Below are 18530 nucleotides of genomic sequence, written 5' to 3'. Positions count from 1 at the left end.
TTGTGACCGAGGAAATGTTCAATGGCGGGAAGAGTCAAGGCGACCGATGGAGTGAACCAGGTGGAAGAGGCAACCATCTCTGTGAAAGATAATGTGATCCATTGCCGAGGGTCTTGGACGCTTCCACACTTGTCTCAATTGGAACGTGGAGGCCGAGCGCTCCGATGGCCTGAAACCTCCACCGTCCTCTACGATGCCGGCGAAGTGACCGCTATGGATACGGGCGGCGCGCTCATCCTGCACCGCTGCATCGACGGCGTACGACGCAAGGGCCAGGAGACCACCCTCCAAGGGTTGAAACCTGAATTCGCCGAATTGCTTGAGATGGTGGAGTCGCAATGGGCCCAACTCGAGCGTCGAGCCCCCGTCCGTCGGTCGGGGTGGATCGATCGCGTGGCGGGCGCGCTGCGGTCTCGTCGCACGGCCACGATTCGCGCACTCGCATTCGTCGGAGAAAGCACCATCGCGTTCGGTCGAGCGCTGATGCGGCCACGTTCCATTCGATGGCGGACGCTCTTGCGGATCGTGGAACTGGACGGCGTGCGGGCCTTGCCGATCACAGGCCTGCTGACGTTTCTGGTCGGTGTCGTGATCGCCTATCAGGGCGCGGAACAGCTCCGTAAGTTCGGCACGAACATTTTTATCGTGGATCTGGTCGGCATCTCGCTGTTGCGCGAAATCGCTCCGTTGATCGTAGCAATCCTCATCGCCGGTCGTTCGGGATCCGCCTATGCGGCTGAGATCGGCACCATGAAGGTGACGGAAGAATTGGATGCGGTGCGGACATTGGGCATCTCGCCCATGAATTTGCTCGTGTTGCCTCGAGCGCTGGCCTTGGTCATCGCTCTGCCTCTGTTAACAGTGTACGCAGATGTGGTGGGCGTGTTCGGCGGCATGCTGATTGCCCTGGGTGAGCTCAACGTGAGTTTCGTAGAGTTTATCACTCGCTTCGAGGAAGCCGTTCCTGTGCGGCATTTTCTGATCGGCTTGGGGAAGGCGCCGTTCTTTGCGGCGATCATCGCGTTGGTGGGCTGTTATCAAGGATTCCAGATTCGAGGCGGTGTGGACGATGTCGGCCGACACACCACCATCAGTGTCGTGCAGGGGATTTTTGGGGTGATCGTGTTCGACGCGATCTGCAGCATCCTGCTCAATTGGTGGGATTTATAGAAGAGCAGTATGAAGGTTGACGTTCAGGCTGAAGCTAAACCCTTAACCTCATTCAGCGGTCTGGTCGGTTAAAAGGTAGTCCCTGATGCCCTCTGCCACGAGCATCGAAGCATCGGTGATCGACGTGAGGCACGTCTCGACGAAGTTTGGACAGGCTGTCGTGCATGAGGACGTGAGTTTGTCTATTCGTCGGGGCGAAATCTTCGCGATCGCGGGCGGCAACGGGTGCGGCAAGACCACGTTGTTGCGGGAAATCATCGGCCTGATCACACCGTCGGCGGGAACAATCCGGCTGTTCGGAATAGACAGCCGGCAATTGGAAGCGTGTGATGTTCATCCCATCCATCGCCGGTTCGGTGTGATGTTCCAGCATGGCGCACTGTTCAGTTCGTTCACCCTGGCGGAGAATGTTGCCGTGCCCTTGCGCGAGCATACGACGCTGAGTGCCGGATTGATCCGCGACATCGTCGCCGCCAAAATTGCGATGGTGGGATTACCGCCGGACAGTGCCGTGAAATATCCCAACGAACTCAGCGGAGGGATGCGGAGAAGGGCCGCGCTCGCCCGAGCGATCGTCATGGACCCGGAGTTGTTGTTTCTCGACGAGCCGACGGCCGGGCTCGATCCGATCATCGCCGCAGGATTCGATGATCTCGTCCTCTCCTTGAAGAGTCTCTTAGGGCTGACGGTGGTGATGGTGACACACGACCTGGATTCATTGTGGCGGATCGCCAATCGTGTGGCAGTGCTCGGTCGTGGAACGGTGTTAGGCATCGGCACTATGCAGGAGTTGTCTCGATCGGACGACCCCGTCATCCGTGAATACTTCCAAGGTCCACGCGGAAGGGCGGCGAGCGAACAGGCGGCCTGGAACCACGAGGGGCGCCGCGCGTGAAGCATCCCTTGATGGAAGAATCGTTCATCTGATGAGATACGAGCGGCGAGATTCGCGCGACTGAAGGCACAAACGATGGAACCCAAGGTCAACTATATTCTGGTCGGCTCGTTCGTGGCGTTTCTGGGCGCGGCTGTCCTGGTTGGGATTTTGTGGCTAGGGAAGACGGATTACCGTGGCTCTTACGATCGGTACGAGGCCTATATGAAGGAGTCGGTCGCAGGATTGAGCGTCAATTCCACCGTCAAATATCGTGGTGTCGACGTGGGTCGAATCAAGACCATCGTCTTGAATCCCAATAATCCAGAGGAAGTTCTGTTGACCATGGACATTCTGCATGGGACGCCGATCAAGACCGATACGATCGCCGTACTCGAGACGCAGGGGCTCACCGGTCTAGCCACCATCAATTTGACGGGAGGAAGCCGAGATGCTCCCTCGTTGCAGGCCCAGGAGGGACAGGCGTATCCGGTCATCAACACCGGTCCCTCCCTCTTCTTCCGTTTGGATGAAGCCGTCTCTCGGTTACTTTCAGAAGAAGGCCTGGCTCAACTCTTGGTCGATCTTGGTATGGCGGCAAGAGGGGCGGCGAAGGTCCTGGATGAAGACAATCGCGCCACGCTGAAGCGAACGATCAAGGATCTCTCGGATGTGGCACAGACCATTGCGGCCCACAAGACTCAGATCGAGCAAAGCTTGAACGGTGCTGCCAGGAGCGCCGACAATCTGGTCAAGCTGACGGCGTCGTTGAATGCGGAAGTTCCGACCTTGCTCGTCGGCATCAACAAGAGCATTGCGACGCTGGGCACGGCGACGGACGACCTGGCTCGTACGAGCAAGGCCGTTGGAGCGGTCGTCAATGAAGCCCGACCCGAATTACAACAGTTCACCCGACGGACTCTGCCCGAGGTCGGCTTGTTGGTGACGGAGCTTCGGCAGCTCACTGGTACACTGAGCCGTGTGGCGCGGGAGTTGGAGCGAGAGCCGAGCTCGCTGGTGTTTGGACGAAAGGCCCCGTCACGCGGACCGGGGGAATAACGGTAGGGTGTGTGTACGGTCATGACATGATGAACTATCGATTGGCACATGTTGCCTGTGCGCTGCTGGCGTTGACGGCTGGTTGCTTGTCGCCTCGCACGGATTCTTCGCATATCCATACCTATCAATTGAGCCTTGATGGGTGGCCCAGCGAGGCCCGGCCCGGCAAGCTTGACGGTCCTGTGCTGCTCGTGAGTCAGCCTCAAGCCGAGCCCGGATTTGAAACGCAGCGCATGGTGTATGTCAAGCGGCCGTACGAACTGGAGTACTACGCGGTGAATCAATGGGCCGACACACCGGTGCGCATGTTCGCTCCGTTGATGGTTCAGGCGCTCAATCAGAATGATGCGTGGCGTGCCGTGATTCCACTACCGAGCTCGGTCCGCGGAGACTATCGTCTTGATACGCACGGATTTCTGTTACAGCAGGAATTTCTCCAACAACCCAGTCGTGTGAGGGTGGTGGTCCGAACGCAGCTGGTCGACCTGAAAGGGGCGACGATCTTGAGTACGCGGGCTTTTGAGGTCGTGGAGAATGCCACGAGCGAGAATCCCTATGGGGGTGTGCAGGCTGCCAATCGAGCGGTTGCAAGTTTGCTCAATCAACTCAACTCATGGCTTGGAGAATGCGTTCGGCGCTCGCCGGAATGCGGTCGCTGATGGAGGGTTTACTGCTCTTCCGGACCGCACTGTCGAACCGAGTCTAACGTTTGAGCAGCCACCGCTGCTTCCCATCCATTTTCACAATGGAGAACACGAACCCGCAACGTAATCGAGAACTGCGCACCCAATCTGGCCCGAACCTCTGTGTCGCCTGCGTCTCCCTCAAGGAAGATCTCGCAGTCAGGCAGTCCCCGAAGGCCGATACCTTGTGTCTTGAGCAGCGCCTCTTTGGCGACCCAGTAGCGGAAGAATCTCGTGGCGCGCCGCTCCTCGGGAACCTGCATGACGGCCGTATGTTCAGAGCGAGTAAAAAAGCGCTTGGATAGATTCTCAACCTCGATATCCGCGCGAACGAACTCAAGATCGACTCCCACCTCCTGCGCTTTGGAGACGGCAATGAGCGCGCGGTCATGGGCATGGGACAAATTGAAGGTGATCGCCGACCGATCTCGTAGTTCCTTCGTCAGGAAGGGTTTGCCTGTTGCACTGCGATTCAGCGCGATCACATTCGGATCGACTCCAAGGTACCGACTCAGCACTGCCCTGAGTCCACCGTGAGCCAGCACGTAGCGCTGCCGGAGATCCTCCCGGACTAGGCGGGCCGCTCGGTGCCGCTCGACCTCATCCAACCAGCCCGTGCATCGCTCCAAACAGCGTTGGGATCCGTCGAGTTCGATCCCCCAGAGATGAACGGCATTCTCATCAAGACGGGTAGGATCGAGCGGTATTGTATCGGCGAGGCGCTCAATGGACAGGAACGAAATCAGCACATTGTTACCGTGAACACCGACATCGCCTTCGTTATTCGGCAAAGGAAGGTGACGAAGTCACGCAGCCCTATTGTTCGACCGGACGGGTGTATTCTGAGAACGTTCGGCGATATAGCGTCGAATATGGGAGGATACTTCTTCGACATATGGCGGAACAAGCAGGTCTGCCGTTCGAAGGGCTGCGGTATCAACAGTCTGGCATCCTCCCCCTGCCAGCTCTCTCCAAACATATCTGGTATCCCCCGTTTCAATTCGTTGCGAAGCCACAATGTTGAGTATGTGTCCGGAATATGGACGCATCGTATAGCGGGCGGCCGCATGGAACATGGCTTGCCGAACGAGTCTGCTCCGATGTTGTCTCAGCTCATTCCCAGTAGGACCGTGGAGAATGGACAAGAACGAATGGTATTTACGTCGTATGAGCGACAGCTCCTCTCTCATGGGCATACGCGAGAGCTCGCCGACGGTGCTCAAGGTCTTCGAGAGAATTCCAAACGGCAATGCGAGCCTGTTTGGGCGATCGACATCATAGTGCCGGTGATACGAACTCGGATGCCAGCTATTGACGATACCGAGGATGACCTCTGTGTCCTGCTCCGCCAATTGTTGGGCCATCTCATAGGCAATCAGCCCACCGGTACAGGCCCCAATGATGACGTATGGTCCCTGAGGGAGGCATGTGCGGATCTCAGTGATGTACTGCTTTGCCATCTCCTGGACCGAGCCGAATGGTGCCTCGTTCCCATCCAATCCTCGCGCTTGTAAGCCGTACACCGGGTGAGTTTGGCCTAGAAGCCTCCCCAACTGAGCGAGCCACAACACATTGCCCATTACTCCAGGAACCAAGAAAATAGGGATGGCCGACCCGTTCGGCTGCATTGCCACCAGTGACTGCCATGGGGGTGTCCAGTGCTCCTGCGTAAGAAACGACGTGAGACCGGCGATAGTCGGCGCGTGAAACAGCGTGGAAAGCGGAAGATGGCGGCCGTATACCTGCTCAATGAGATAAAACAGCTGAGCCGCTCTCAGCGAGTGGCCGCCGAGATCGAAAAAGTTGTCGTGAATCCCGACCTTGTCGATCCCGAACACCTGTTGCCACAAGACCGCCATTTGTATATCCATGCGATCGCATGGTGCAACATAAACAGCGCTACTCGCGAGAGTGGAGTCTGGAGCCGGTAGTGCTTTCCTGTCGATCTTGTTATTGGCCGTCAAGGGCATGGCCTTCAGAAAGATGAAGAGTGAGGGGACCATATACTCAGGAATCTCGGATCGTAGAAACTCGCGAAGTTCCGGCTGGCTTGGAGCAGGGCCATCCTGGCAGACCACGTAAGCTACTAACTGCCTGGTACCTTGCTGATCCTCCCGTGCCGTGACCACTGCCTGACGGACAGCTCGATGGCGGCTTAGCGCCGCTTCGATCTCCCCCAATTCGATTCGGAACCCTCTGATCTTGACTTGGTGATCCAAGCGCCCGAGGTGCACGATGCGTCCATCCGGGCGATACCGTGCCAAGTCTCCCGTTCGATACAATCTCGCCGGCTCTTGAGAAAATGGATGAGGGATGAACCGCTCCTGCGTCAAATCAGGCCGCCCGTGATAGCCTCGGGCCAACCCCTGGCCTCCGATATAGAGCTCACCGGAAACTCCGACGGGAACCGGTTGAAGGCATTGATCCAGGATGTACACTTCTGTATTGGCAATTGGTCTTCCGATAGTGATTTCCCGATCACTCCGTTCGATTCTCTCGATCGTGGACCAAATCGTAGTTTCGGTCGGGCCATACATATTCCACAGGGCGACGCTCCGATCCAACAATAGCGCCGCAAGATCGAGCGGAAGGGGTTCCCCACCGCAGAGTACCGTCAATCTGTTACTGCCCTGCCATCCCGCCGCGATCAACATTCGCCATGTGGCAGGAGTCGCTTGCATGATCGTCGGCTGAACGGCTTCACAGAGGACCCGTAATTGTCGTCCGTCCATTGCAACAGCGCGACCGGCGATCTCGACGCGGGCTCCGACCAGTAACGGCACATACAACTCCAACCCGGCGATATCGAAAGAGAGCGTCGTGACGGAAAGCATGACATCTTGAGCGGAACATCCCGGCTCCTGTCGTATCGAACACAAGAAGTTCACCAAGGCTCGGTGTGGAATTTCCACGCCTTTAGGCTGTCCCGTCGAACCCGATGTATACAGGATGTACGCCGGGTCTTGGGGCGTCGCGATCGGGCCAAGATTGTGGTCAGCCTCCTGCGCGATACTCTCCTCCTCGCAATCAAGACACAGCATGCTGCAGACTTGAGCATCAAACCGATCGGCCAGCGATTCGGAGGTAAGGACGATGATGAGCGAGGCGTTCTCTGACATATACCGAAGTCGATCCCCTGGATAGTCGGGGTCAAGAGGCACGTAGGCGGCGCCGGTTTTGAGCACGGCCATCAGCGCAATGACCATCTCCAAGGATCGTTCAAGCCCGATACCCACCGTCACACCAGGCTTAGCGCCCAGCGTTTGGAGATAGCGTGCCAGCTGATTCGCCCGGGCATTGAGCTCGCTGTACCGCAGCGTCTCTCGTCCCATCGACAATGCCGCGGCGTCAGGCGTCCTTTCGACTTGTGCTTCAAACAACTGGGGAAAACATTCAGATTGGGGGTAATCTCTTTGCGTGTGATTCCAATCCTGCAACATCTGTCGGTACTCAGGCGCCGTCAGGGTCGGAAGCTCGGACAGCTTGCTCTGCGGATTCGCCAATGCGCTCTGGAGCAGAGTCTTATACTGTCCCAACATCCGTTCGGCGGTCTGAGGCTCGAAGAGATCGGTATTGAACGTCAAGTAGGCTTTTCGGGAGAACTCCGTCTCGATCGTCAAACTTAAGTCGAATTGCGCGGCTTGCGTCTCCACCTCGAACGGCACCCAACTCAACCCTTGAACGTTGATTTCCCCTATGGGAGCATTGGGTACATTGAAGAGCACCTGCACCAGCGGGGCGGAGCTGTGGTCGCGAGCGGAGTGCATCGTCTCGACCAACTTATCGAACGGGAAGTCCTGATTCGCATAGGCCTCCAACGCCGTATCACGCACCCGCACCATCAACTCGATGAACGTCGGATCGCCGGAGAGATCGGTACGCAAGACGAGTGTATTGACGAACGAGCCGATGATCGACTCGACCGCGGATTGAGTCCGGTTCGCGATCGGAGAGCCTACGGCCACATCGGTTTGGCCGGAATAGCGACTCAAGAGAATCTGGAAACAGGCCAACAGGGTCATGAACACCGTCGCATTGTGCTCAGCGCTGAACTGCTTCAGTCGCTCGATCAACGAGGTGGGCAACTCCAGCATGCGATGTGAACCATTGAATGTTTGCATCACCGGCCGTGGATAATCGGTCGGCAACGAAAGCTTGGAAAGCCCGGCCAGCTTCTTCTGCCAAGAATCCGATTGTGTGCCGAGCCGGTCGTCGGTCAGGCAACCTCGCTGCCACACCGCGTAGTCGGCATACTGAAGGGGGATCGGTTTGGCGAAAGGAATTTCCTCTCGGCAAAACGCGTTGTAGAAGAATGCGAACTCATAACCGATGACCCCGAACGACCACTGGTCTCCGATGATATGATGCATCGTGAGCACCAACACATGGTCCTCGGGTTCGATCGCAATCAAGAGGAACCGTGCCAGCGGGCCCTTCTCGAGATCGAACGGCTGGTTCGCTTCCTGTTCGACAAGCCGAGCCGCCTGCTGTCGTCGCTGTTCGAGGGGCAGTTCCTGAAGATCCACTTCAGTCCAATGAGGAGGGCGAAAGGGGTGGATCACTTGGACCGGTCCATCACCCCGCATCATGAACGTCGTTCTAAATGCCTCATGTCGGCTACAGATGGCATCGATCGTGCTCCGGAGGGCTGCTTTGTTGAGTCGTCCCATCTGCCGCGACGCAAACGGCATGTTATACGCTGTGCTCGCAGGAGCCAGCTGATACATCAGCCACATGCGTTGCTGCGAATAAGAAAGGGGAAGCGGCTGATCTCTGGGCACCGGAACGATCGGCGGCATCACGGAAGCCTTTTCCCTCTGGCGCAACCGTACTATTTCTTCGGCCAATGCCGCGATGGTGGGTCGCTCAAAAAGCGCCGGTAGGGAGACATCGACCTCAAAAAGCTCGCGTATCCGGGAGACGAGCTGAGTAGCCACCAGGGAGTGGCCGCCTTGTTCAAAGAAATGGTCGTGCACGCCTGCCTCAGGTACTTGAAGTACGGATTTCCACAGCTCAGCCAAGGATTCTTCGACCTGGTTTCTCGGAGCAATCCTGGCTGCCGCCAGACCGGTGGCATGTTCCGGGACGGGCAGAGCATGTCGATTCACCTTTCCGGTGACACTGAGCGGCATCGTTTCCAGCCACAGAATGGCGGATGGCACCATGTAGTGCGGTAATCGAGCTGCGAGATAACTGCGAAGCTGGTCGAGCCCTTCTTTGATCGACGACTCGCCGGCGACATAAGCGACCAATCGGTGCTGGTCCGGTTTATCTTGCCGAAGCAGCACCGCCGCTTGATGCACGCCCGGGAAGTTGCTCAATACATATTCAATCTCTCCCAGTTCGATCCTGTAGCCACGCAGTTTGACCTGCTGGTCCATCCGACCAAGAAACTCTACATTGCCGTCGGCTCGGTACCGAGCCAGGTCACCGGTTCGATAGAGCCTGGTGCCGGCCACGAAGGGATTCGCAAGAAACCGCTCCTGGGTCAGCTGCGGTTGGTTGACATAGCCGCGGGCCAGACACTCTCCCGAGATATAGAGTTCTCCCGGTACGTCGATAGGCATCGGTTGCAGGCGTCCATCCAGCACATAGAGCTGCATATGGTCGATGGGTTTGCCGATCGGTACGCGGGCTCCTGTTTCCTCACGAGTCGTTTGATACACGCTACACCAGACCGTGGTCTCCGTCGGTCCATATTCGTTGTACAGCGTGGCATGAGGCAGGAGCTGGTAATGTCGTTGCACAAGGTCGAGGGGCAGGCTTTCTCCGGCGGTAATGATGACAAGGAGCGATTCCAGCTGAGTACTCAACGCCTCACCCAGCACGGCACGGTACAACGAAGGGACCCACACGACGTGCGAGATGCGATGATGCTCGATGAGCGCAGCCAGCTCCGTTGGGTCGCGATGGGCGGTCTCGGATGGAATGACCAGTTCCCCGCCCTGCAGCAACGTCCAAAATATGCCCGTCACGGACCCATCAAAGGCCAGAGAGAAGGTCAGTAAAGACCGAGAAACCGGTTCCGGATAGTACTGAAGTCTGGCATGAAGAGAGGTCACCAGACTGCGGTGTGGCACGGCCACGCCCTTTGGCCGCCCCGTCGAGCCCGAAGTGTAGATGATATAGGCGAGCTGATCCGGGGAAATGGAAAGTGTTAAGTTCTCTCCCTCCGCTGCGCCCACGGTGGACGTCGACAAGGTTTCGACGTCACAGATTTGGCCGCGATAGCTCTGTAAATGGTGACGGAGGTGCGCCTGTGTGACCACGATGGAAACTTGGGCGTCCTCCAGTATGAGCTGGAGGCGGTGACTGGGGAAGGATGGATCCAGGGGAACATACCCGCCCCCGGCTTTGAGAATGCCCAACAGCCCCACGAGGGCGTCCACCGAGCGCTCGACACAGAGACCCACCGGGAGATCTGCAACGACCCCTAATTTCTGGAGCGCGCGAGCGACTCGATTTGCTCGTCGGTTCAGCTCTTGGTAGCTGATGGACTGGTCTCTGCACGTGACAGCCGGCGCATGGGGAGTCCGATCAACCTGCGCCTCGATGAGCGTATGGATACCGGAGACCGAATGAGGCGGTTCGTTCCACGTCAGTTGAATGTACCGTTTCTCATCGGCGGTCAGCCATGAAAGTCGGTCAAGCGGAGCCTCAGGTTTCGTGAGAAATTCCTCAAGAAGGATCTCAAGCTGCTCCAACATGCGGTCGATCGTCGAGTCGTCGAAAATCGTAGAATCATGGAGCAACGCCAAGTCCAGGCCGTCCACCTTGTTGACCACCATCAACACGAGGTCGAACTCCGACGCAGTCGGCTCCCAGGGGAGGTGAGCGACCTCAAGATCCCTGACGGTGAACGTGGATAAGGGATCGTCTTCGCACACGATCATCACGTTAAACAGCGGGGACAGTTGACGCGCTCGTTGTAATGACAGCGCCTCGATGACCTCTTCAAACGGTAGGTCCTGATGGTCATAGGCACCTACCACCACCCGGCGTACCTGTTTCAGCAATTCTTGTCCTGTCATCCCATCCGACAGCTCGGCCCGCAGCGCCACCGTATTGACGCAATAGCCCATCACGTCTTCGATCTCTCTCCGACGCCTGCCGGCCACGATCGATCCAATGACGATATCCGACTCTTGTGTGTAGCGATGCAGCCAAATTGCAAAGACGGCGTACAGCACCATGAACGTCGTGACGTTCTGATGCTGACAGAAGAGGTCGAGGCCGGCTGAAAGTTTCGGAGAAAGCGATCGTGATCGCACGCCTCCCTCGAACGTGCGCACCCGCGGCCTCTGACGATCGACCGGTAGTTCAGCGGGAGAACGAGCGCCGCTCAACTGCCGAACCCAGTAGGCTCGGTGGACCTCACGAAGACCGTGATCAAGCCTGACTCTCTGCCAATCGGCATAGTCCGCATACTGAACGGTCAATGTGGGAAGGCGAGCCTTTTGAATATCACCGTCGGCCTTCCAAAGAAGGGCCAATTCCTTCCAGAAGATACGAAGCGACCACCCATCAGCAACCAGACGGTGGAATGTCAGCGCCAGGACCTGCACAGCCGGTTCAAGCGTTAGCAGGGTCATCCTGAATAGCGGTCCCTGTCGCAAGTCAAACGGGCGGCTCCTCTCCGCTCGTAAGAATTGCCGCACCTGAATCTCTTGCTCTGGAGGGTCCAATGCTTGAAAATCTTGCCGTCCGATCGTGACGATTGCCTCAGAGGAAACTTCCGCGAATCCCTCCCCTCGCTCCGATCCGAAACGAGTTCGAAGAATCTCGTGACGACGGGCGATTTCCTGCACGGACCGCTCCAACACCTCGGGGTTGACCGCCCCCCGTATACGCACTTCCATGGAAATGTGGTTGATCGCGCTCCCAGGGCGAACTTGCTCCAGGAACCACAGTCGCTGCTGCGAGGGACTGAGAGGAATTCTGCCTTCTCTTGTGGATGCCGAAGGAAGCGGAACGAGTGGAATCCCTGTTCCGCCGTCGACATTTGTGTACCCATGCTTCTCCCCGGCCGAGTCTGCGGCATTCGAACTCGTGCTCGGTTGACCGATCTGAGCGGCGAGGGAGGACAATGTCGGACATTCGAACAGCACGCCGAGCGGGAGTTCGACGTGGAAGACATCGAGGATGCGCGCCACAACCTGTGCCGCGAGGAGCGAATTGCCTCCGAGAGCAAAGAAGTTCGCATGGCGATGCGGATGAGGCCCTCCCAGCACCTCTTGCCAGATATCGGCCAGCCGTTTCTCGATGGCAGTTTGCGGAGTCTCGCTCGGTACCCCATCGGTTGCAGCCTCTTGAGCTTGGTCCAGCGTGCTTGCTGCGACTATAGCGAGTTGACCAGCGTCAAAGGCGGCTCTGCAGGCGCCCCGCTGAATTTTTCCGCTGGAGGTTCTTGGGATCGTGCCGGACTTGATCAGCAGCACCGTGTGGATTTCGAGTTCATATTCTTCAGCTAGGGCACGACGAATGCAGCTCACCACTTCCGTCAGGTCGGATTCAGACACCTGCTTCTCGATCTCATGGACCAGCACCACCAGCTCTCCGGTCTTGCACTCAATGGAGAAAGCCGCCCCATATCCTCGTCGCAAACCTGGATGCGCTTGTTGGGCCGACCACTCCAGATCGTGAGGATAATAGTTCCGTCCACGCACGATGATCAGATCTTTGAGGCGTCCGGTCAGGAACAGCTCTCCACGCTGGAGGAATCCCAGATCGCCGGTCCGTAAATAGGGACCCTCTCCTGACCCAGCGATTGTGGCCTTAAATGTGGCGGCGGTTTCTTCCGGCTTGTCCCAGTATCCGGAGCCGACCCCGGCTCCAGCCAGCCACACTTCTCCCACAAGGCCTGGCGGACACTCGCGGTGAGTCGCAGGATTCACAATCCGTACATGAGTCTCTTCGAGGGGCTCCCCGCATCCGACCAATGTCCGAGTTCCCTGTCCCGATGCGGGAGACTCTTTGACGATCGAGTCTGCCAACGCGTCGGCCTCAACATGCAAGAACCTCGGTTCCGCCCCGGCCCGCTTCATCGTGGCCAATAGCGTAGCTTCAGCAAGTCCATATCCAGGGGAAAATGCCGTTCGCCGGAAGCCCCGTGGATGAAAAGTATTGATGAACTGCTCAACCGTATCCGGATGGATCGGTTCAGCGCCGCAACTGGCGACCATCCACTTGCTCAAGTCAGCCTGCCATTCTTCCTGTTGCCGCACAGCTCTGAGACAAGCCTCATAGGAAAAATTCGGTCCCCCGCTGTGGGTAATCGCAAATCGAGACACGGCTTCGAGCCAACGTAATGGCCTCCGGAGAAACGTGACGGGCGACATGAGATAGGCGGGAATACCGGCATAAAATGGGGCGATGATTCCGTGCAGTAACCCATAGTCATGGAAATACGGCAACCAGCAGAGTGATCGGCTGCTGCCCGACACTTCTCCGGCCAGACTCAAGGCCCTGCAGTGAGAAAGGACGTTCCCATGGCTGATCATGACGCCACGAGGAGTGGCCGTCGATCCTGAGGTATATTGCAAATAGGCAAGAGCGGTGCTGGGAGGGCAGGGCAACTCAATCGAGTCGGCCTGATCGTAGGGTTGATCAGTCGCTACCCATTTAATCTGACCAGCTCCCTTCGCGATTGATGGCTCGGAAGATAGAGCCTGGATGCCAGCGGTCGTAAGCACAAGCGATGTCCGGGCATCCTCAATAATAGAGCGAAGTCTCGGCAGGCTGTGTTTCTGTCTGACGGGATCAGGAGCCGGAGTGGGAACCGGCACGAGACCGGCACAGGCACATGCCCAAAAGGCGCATGCCGCATCGAGTCCCTGTGGATAGAGCAGAAGGACTTTCGTTCCTGGTGGGACCGCTCGCACGAGATGGCCGGCAAGCGAACGCACTCTGCGTTCAAGCTGACCATAGGTCAGCCGACTCTCGATTTCGAGGTTGTCACGAATAAGGGCATAGGCAAGCGCTTCCGGCTGTTGCCGACATCGAAATTCGAAAAGGTCAAGGAGGTTTTGGATAGCCCGAGGAGGAAGTTTAGACATGTAAGCGAGCCCCGAGCCTTCTATTGGGGGAAAATTCTATTCAACTGCTACCGGCTCTCCCTTCACCGATGACTAGGGTAGTGCGCTTGATAACAAAATCAAAGAATTTCCCGGTTTCCAACCACAAAGGAATTTTGTCCCGAACGGTTCATGCTCCATCGAAGGGCACCTTTCCTTGTGTAGGATCCGTCGTCGCCTTGAGGTCGGTGGAAGTAAGACAAGGTACTACCCACTAAACGCTAATTCAAGTGGCTCAAGAGGCAATGTCAAGCCCAAATAGAAATGTCCGCTTTCTCCCAAAGTAGAAATGTCCGGTTTATGTTCCGGCCGCCGCCGGGTGGTGTCCTCGTTCCTGCCGCCATCGCTTGCGCCATGGATGATCCGCCGGCGGTTTGATCGGGCGCTGCGATCGGGACACCGCCGTGACCGCTGCCGCCGACACAGGTCGCGCCGCGATCGCGTGAAAGGCGAGCGCCCGTCCGTGGTGCGTGAGCCGCATCGTCCCATCCACATGTTCTTCGACCACCACACGAGTGGCGCGGAGATTGTCGTGAACCTGATAGAGCCGCCCTTCATGAGCAATGGTGAAGTCCTTCCGCAGACACCGGGATGTCTTGATACACAGGCTTCGCTCCAGCACCTGGGCCGTCGGCTTCGGCCGATGCAGATTGACTGCGTGCGCCGGCCGCACCGCGAACCGGCGGTTGTAGACCGGCAGATAGCCCTCCAGGAATCGGTTCGCCGCCTCGAAGGTCCCAATCCGTGCGAGGCGCAACTCCTTGACCAGTCGATCCTGGAACGTCTTAAACAGCCGCTCCACCCGCCCCTTGGCCTGTGGGGAGTGCGCCGCGATCAGCTCAACCCCCAGCTCATCCAGTGCCCGTCCGAACTGACTCTGGGGTGCCTCCCCGGCCAGCTGCTCCGCCACCGTGGGCTCAGCTGGCGACTGGTAGGTCGTATGCTTGTCCGCATAGATGGCCAGCGGAATCCCCTGGTGCCGAATGTAGCGCTGGAAGCTGTCCATCGCCGGGATCGTGCCCTCGTACTCATAGAACCGAGCAAAGACGCGACTGCTCGCATCGTCGATGTAGGCCATCAGGACACCCCACGGGCCGCGCCCCTCCAACCAATCATGATGGGACCCATCCAGTTGCACCAGTTCCCCGACATGCGCCTTGCGCGCACGCCACGCGCGATGCGGTCGCTTCCGGCGTGCGAAATGATCAATCCCCCGCTCCCGCAACCAGCGCCGCAGAGTCTCGTCGCTGACCTCGAGTCGGTGCCGCTCCGTCAACTTCTCCGCCGCCAACGTCGGCCCAAAGTCTCCATAGCGTGTCTCATACAGCCGCAGCATCTTCGCCTTGACCGGCTCCGCGATGCGCCGATTCGACGGCTTCCCCCGTCCCCGATGGACACGTCCCTGGTCGCCCTCCTCCTTTACCCGCCCAAGAAGGCGCCGGATCTGACGCTCCGTCAGCCGCAACATGGTGCCCGCCTCCTGTTGTGTGATCCGCTTGTCCCGCACCTGGCGAATCACATGGATCCGCCGCAACTCCTTGGCACTCATCATCACCCTGTCCTCTCCCACCATCCCGTCCTCCTTTGAAGAACGGGCAGTCTATCAACGAAGAGGACATTTCTACTTTGGTGAAACCGGACATTATCATTTTGGGATTACAGTGGCTCAAGAGGCAAGCTCTGTAGCATTCTGCATCATTGGCGAAGCGGCCCTGCGGGTTTTTCGCCAATCCACTCCTGCTCCTCCGCGCGCGACTTCAATAAAACGACAGAAGTAATTGACAAATAAAGGTACAAATCACCATGCACATTGGCGGTTAATGGCACAGTGATCGCAAGATGGAGGTCATCGAGGGGATGAAAGATGCATGCTGGTAGACGAAGGGTGGTGTTGTGCGCAGCGTTAGCCGGTTTGTCAGCGCTGGGATTGAGCAATATCGGAGTGAAAGATCTTACTGGTTCCCCAAATGGAGGTGATCCAGTCACTGGGCGAGAAATCTATGTGAATACTTGCATCCGTTGCCACGGAATCGACGGCAAGGGTGCGCTCGGAATCAAACTCGTTCCGCCTCCGGCCGACCGCACGTCGGCTATTGTCCAAAATCGACTCGACGGCACGTTGTTCCGGCGCATTCATGATGGCAAACCGAATACTGCTATGGGTGCGTGGAAATACAGTCTCTCAGACGAAGAGATTTGGGATGTCTTGACCTATGTGCGCACACTCGGAGTTGAGTCTAGTGGGCAACCATAGAGGTGAATCCAATGTGCGTGCGTTGTCTCATATCACGGTGACAGACAAATCAACAGCGCTCAGATTTATGGAGGAGGTGTTGCGATGACGTGCAATGTCGGAGGGATTGAGAGACCAATTCGAATTGGAGCAGGACTACTGGCGATCATGATCGGCCTCTTTGCGGGGTTTTCAACCGCCGTTGCAGGAGCAGCACTTGCGGTGGGGGTCATACTGCTGCTCACTGGGGCGGTGGGGTATTGCCCCCTATTCACGTTGTTCGAGATCAGTACCCGTTCTCCGGCGTCCGGTGTGAATAAATGAGGTCCAGTCTATGAACCGACCGGTCATTGTAGGCGTCGTGCTGGTGAGTACGTTCTTGGGGACGATCAGTTGTGTCCCACCTCCAAGTGTGACGGGGAATGAGGAGGCGGCTGGTCGTCGGAACGCGGAATCGCCGGTCGATGCGTTGCTTGCCCCACTTCCGGAGCCAGAAGCGACATGAAACTCACGGCCACTTTTCACGGCGGGACACGCTACGACATTGTGAGCGGCCAGCATCGAATCATCACCGATCAGGCAGTGGAGGACGGGGGGCAGGGTGCCGGAATGGGTCCGGTTGAACTCTTTGTCGGGTCCGTCGCTAGTTGCGTTGCGTACTTCGTCGGGCAATTCTGCGGGCGGCACGGTATTTCACGAGATGGCTTGACCGTCGACGCCGAATGGGCGATGGCTGAAAGCCCGCATCGTGTCGGTCGTATCGATATCGGAATCCACCTTCCCCATCGAATCACGGTGGAACAAAGAGAGCGGCTGTTGAAGGTGGCGCATGGGTGCACTGTGCACCAATCAATCGCGGTGAGGCCGACCATCGAGATCAAGTTGAATCCGTCCACACATCAGAAAGCCAACGGGTCGTGAGAGCACACACAAGACACAGCGTGAAATTAAGGCGTCATCAACCGAAGGAGAGGAAGATGGGTCTGGAAGAATTCAGGAGAGTGATTGCAGCCACTGTGACTCTGACGGCAGGAGTGGCTCTATTTCAGGACCCCTCCTTTGCGAGTGATCAATCCCGCGCAAAGGATCCGCTCCAACAAACCTGTGTGCAATGTCACCGGTTGGAAGGGACAGCCGACTCTCGGTTCAATCTCCGAGCTCCTGACTTGATCTGGGCTGGCAGCAAGTATCAACGGTCTTGGCTTATTCGTTGGCTCACCGGAAAAGAAGCCCCGATCTATGCCAAAGGCTATCGGTGGGATGTGACGGACGTTCCATCGAAGCACCCCATGGTGACAGAATCTGAGGCGAACGAAATCGCCGATTACTTCGCCCAACACAACAAAGACCCGCGCGTAACGGTCGGCGCATTTGATCTCTCAAAGGTCACGAAGTTCGACGTCAAGTTTGGTGCGGCGGCCTATAAGGCCCATGCCTGCCTCGGCTGCCACACGATCGAGGAGAACGGTAAATTGATTGGGGGGCAACAGAGCGCGGCTCTGCAGAAGTCCGGTCAGCGATATGACAAGGACTGGCTGTTTCGCTTCGGTCTGAACCCACAGGACTTCGTCCCGCACAGCGGTGAATTCCTGGCTGATGCGACGGAACCGCAACTGCGTGCCGTGATCGGCTATCTGATGGTCCAAGGAGTGCCCGACTTTCAATATTATGAGCCGTGGACGAGTCCTGAGTTCGGCAAGGCGGACGCGGAGCGCGGCAAGGTGTTGTACAAGGAATACTGCGCCCAGTGTCACGGGCTGACCGGCAAAGGTGACGGCCCTGCCGCGTCGGGCTTGGAGCCGAAGCCGGCGATTCACGCCAACATGCCGTTTGAAAAACTTCCGATGGAATATCTCTATACCGTGATCAACCATGGTGGTCCGGCTGTCGGCAAATCGCCGAATATGCCGTACTGGGGGCTGACCATCGGGCAGCAGGGGGTAGCAGATGTAATCGCCTATTTGAAGGTGACGTTCAAGGGACTACCGGATGTCGCCGCCGCGGGTGGCGGTGCTCAAGGCGCGGCCTGTGTGCAGCCGCGCAAGACGGCCAAGGCGCCGGAAGACTTCCTCTCCAAAACAAATCCGCATTCATCCTCGGCTGGTTCAATCCAAGCGGGCAAGGAGTTGTTTCTCAAGACAGCGCCACCCGTCGCCTGTGTCATGTGTCACGGCGAGCAAGGCGATGGCAAGGGCTTGATGGGCGCGGCCCTGGTGCCGCCGCCAAGAAATTTTACCTGTGGGACGATGATGCGAGACATTCCCGATGGTCAACTGTTCTGGATCATCAAGAATGGTTCCCCTGGAACAGGGATGATGTCGTTTGCCTTGCTGCCGGATGAACAAGTATGGCAGCTGATTCACTACATTCGTTCGCTGGCGAAGTAACGCATGAAGCGTGGCTTGTCTGTCGCTAGGATGGGAAAGGCAAGATTTGAT

Annotated in this window: 12 protein-coding genes; 9 read left to right on the top strand and 3 right to left on the bottom strand. The window is 57.6% G+C overall.

Annotated elements, in window-relative coordinates; all coding sequences use genetic code 11:
- Positions 1 to 21 precede the first annotated feature (21 nt).
- From P0120_22965 to P0120_22950, 4 genes are all read left to right on the top strand, one after another.
- A complete protein-coding gene (locus tag P0120_22965; protein ID MDF0677172.1) occupies positions 22 to 1170 on the top strand; it encodes an ABC transporter permease in 1149 nt (382 codons plus the stop codon).
- An 85-nt stretch (positions 1171 to 1255) separates the two neighbouring features.
- The gene (locus P0120_22960) at positions 1256 to 2065 is read left to right on the top strand and encodes an ATP-binding cassette domain-containing protein (protein ID MDF0677171.1); all 810 of its coding nucleotides are present in this window, start codon (positions 1256 to 1258) and stop codon (positions 2063 to 2065) included.
- Positions 2066 to 2140: 75 nt separating this feature from the next.
- Positions 2141 to 3103 carry an MlaD family protein gene (locus tag P0120_22955; protein ID MDF0677170.1) on the top strand — a complete coding sequence of 321 codons (963 nt, stop codon included), beginning with the start codon at positions 2141 to 2143 and terminating at the stop codon, positions 3101 to 3103.
- Positions 3104 to 3129: 26 nt separating this feature from the next.
- Complete coding sequence (locus P0120_22950; GenBank protein MDF0677169.1) at positions 3130 to 3762, top strand: ABC-type transport auxiliary lipoprotein family protein; 633 nt, start codon at positions 3130 to 3132, stop codon at positions 3760 to 3762.
- An 8-nt stretch (positions 3763 to 3770) separates the two neighbouring features.
- Here the strand turns inward: P0120_22950 and P0120_22945 are convergent, their stop codons facing one another.
- The 3 genes from P0120_22945 to P0120_22935 all read right to left on the bottom strand — a co-directional run bounded on the left by P0120_22945 (position 3771) and on the right by P0120_22935 (position 15432).
- Complete coding sequence (locus P0120_22945) at positions 3771 to 4577, bottom strand: 4'-phosphopantetheinyl transferase superfamily protein (protein ID MDF0677168.1); 807 nt, start codon at positions 4575 to 4577, stop codon at positions 3771 to 3773.
- A 15-nt stretch (positions 4578 to 4592) separates the two neighbouring features.
- Positions 4593 to 13841: an amino acid adenylation domain-containing protein gene (locus P0120_22940; protein ID MDF0677167.1), complete on the bottom strand. Its 9249-nt coding sequence runs from the start codon at positions 13839 to 13841 to the stop codon at positions 4593 to 4595.
- Positions 13842 to 14157: 316 nt separating this feature from the next.
- Positions 14158 to 15432: an ISNCY family transposase gene (locus P0120_22935; GenBank protein MDF0677166.1), complete on the bottom strand. Its 1275-nt coding sequence runs from the start codon at positions 15430 to 15432 to the stop codon at positions 14158 to 14160.
- Between the two features lie 291 nt (positions 15433 to 15723).
- Between P0120_22935 and P0120_22930 the strand changes: the two genes are divergently transcribed.
- From P0120_22930 to P0120_22910, 5 genes are all read left to right on the top strand, one after another.
- On the top strand, positions 15724 to 16113 hold the full coding sequence (locus P0120_22930) for a cytochrome c (GenBank protein ID MDF0677165.1): 390 nt from the start codon (positions 15724 to 15726) through the stop codon (positions 16111 to 16113).
- An 84-nt stretch (positions 16114 to 16197) separates the two neighbouring features.
- Complete coding sequence (locus P0120_22925) at positions 16198 to 16416, top strand: DUF2892 domain-containing protein (GenBank protein ID MDF0677164.1); 219 nt, start codon at positions 16198 to 16200, stop codon at positions 16414 to 16416.
- Between the two features lie 10 nt (positions 16417 to 16426).
- Positions 16427 to 16597, top strand: a complete 171-nt coding sequence (locus P0120_22920) for a hypothetical protein (protein MDF0677163.1) — start codon at positions 16427 to 16429, stop codon at positions 16595 to 16597.
- Positions 16594 to 17013: an OsmC family protein gene (locus tag P0120_22915; protein ID MDF0677162.1), complete on the top strand. Its 420-nt coding sequence runs from the start codon at positions 16594 to 16596 to the stop codon at positions 17011 to 17013. The genes P0120_22920 and P0120_22915 overlap by 4 nt, the downstream gene beginning before the upstream one ends.
- 56 nt (positions 17014 to 17069) lie before the next feature.
- Positions 17070 to 18479, top strand: coding sequence for a c-type cytochrome (locus tag P0120_22910; GenBank protein MDF0677161.1), 1410 nt, complete (start codon positions 17070 to 17072; stop codon positions 18477 to 18479).
- Positions 18480 to 18530 lie beyond the last annotated feature (51 nt).

The sequence above is a fragment of the Nitrospira sp. genome (assembly GCA_029194675.1).
In the GTDB taxonomy this organism is placed as follows: Bacteria; Nitrospirota; Nitrospiria; order Nitrospirales; family Nitrospiraceae; genus Nitrospira_D.
Note: the sequence above shows the minus strand (reverse complement) of the source record. Positions and strands in the feature narration are given on the sequence as shown.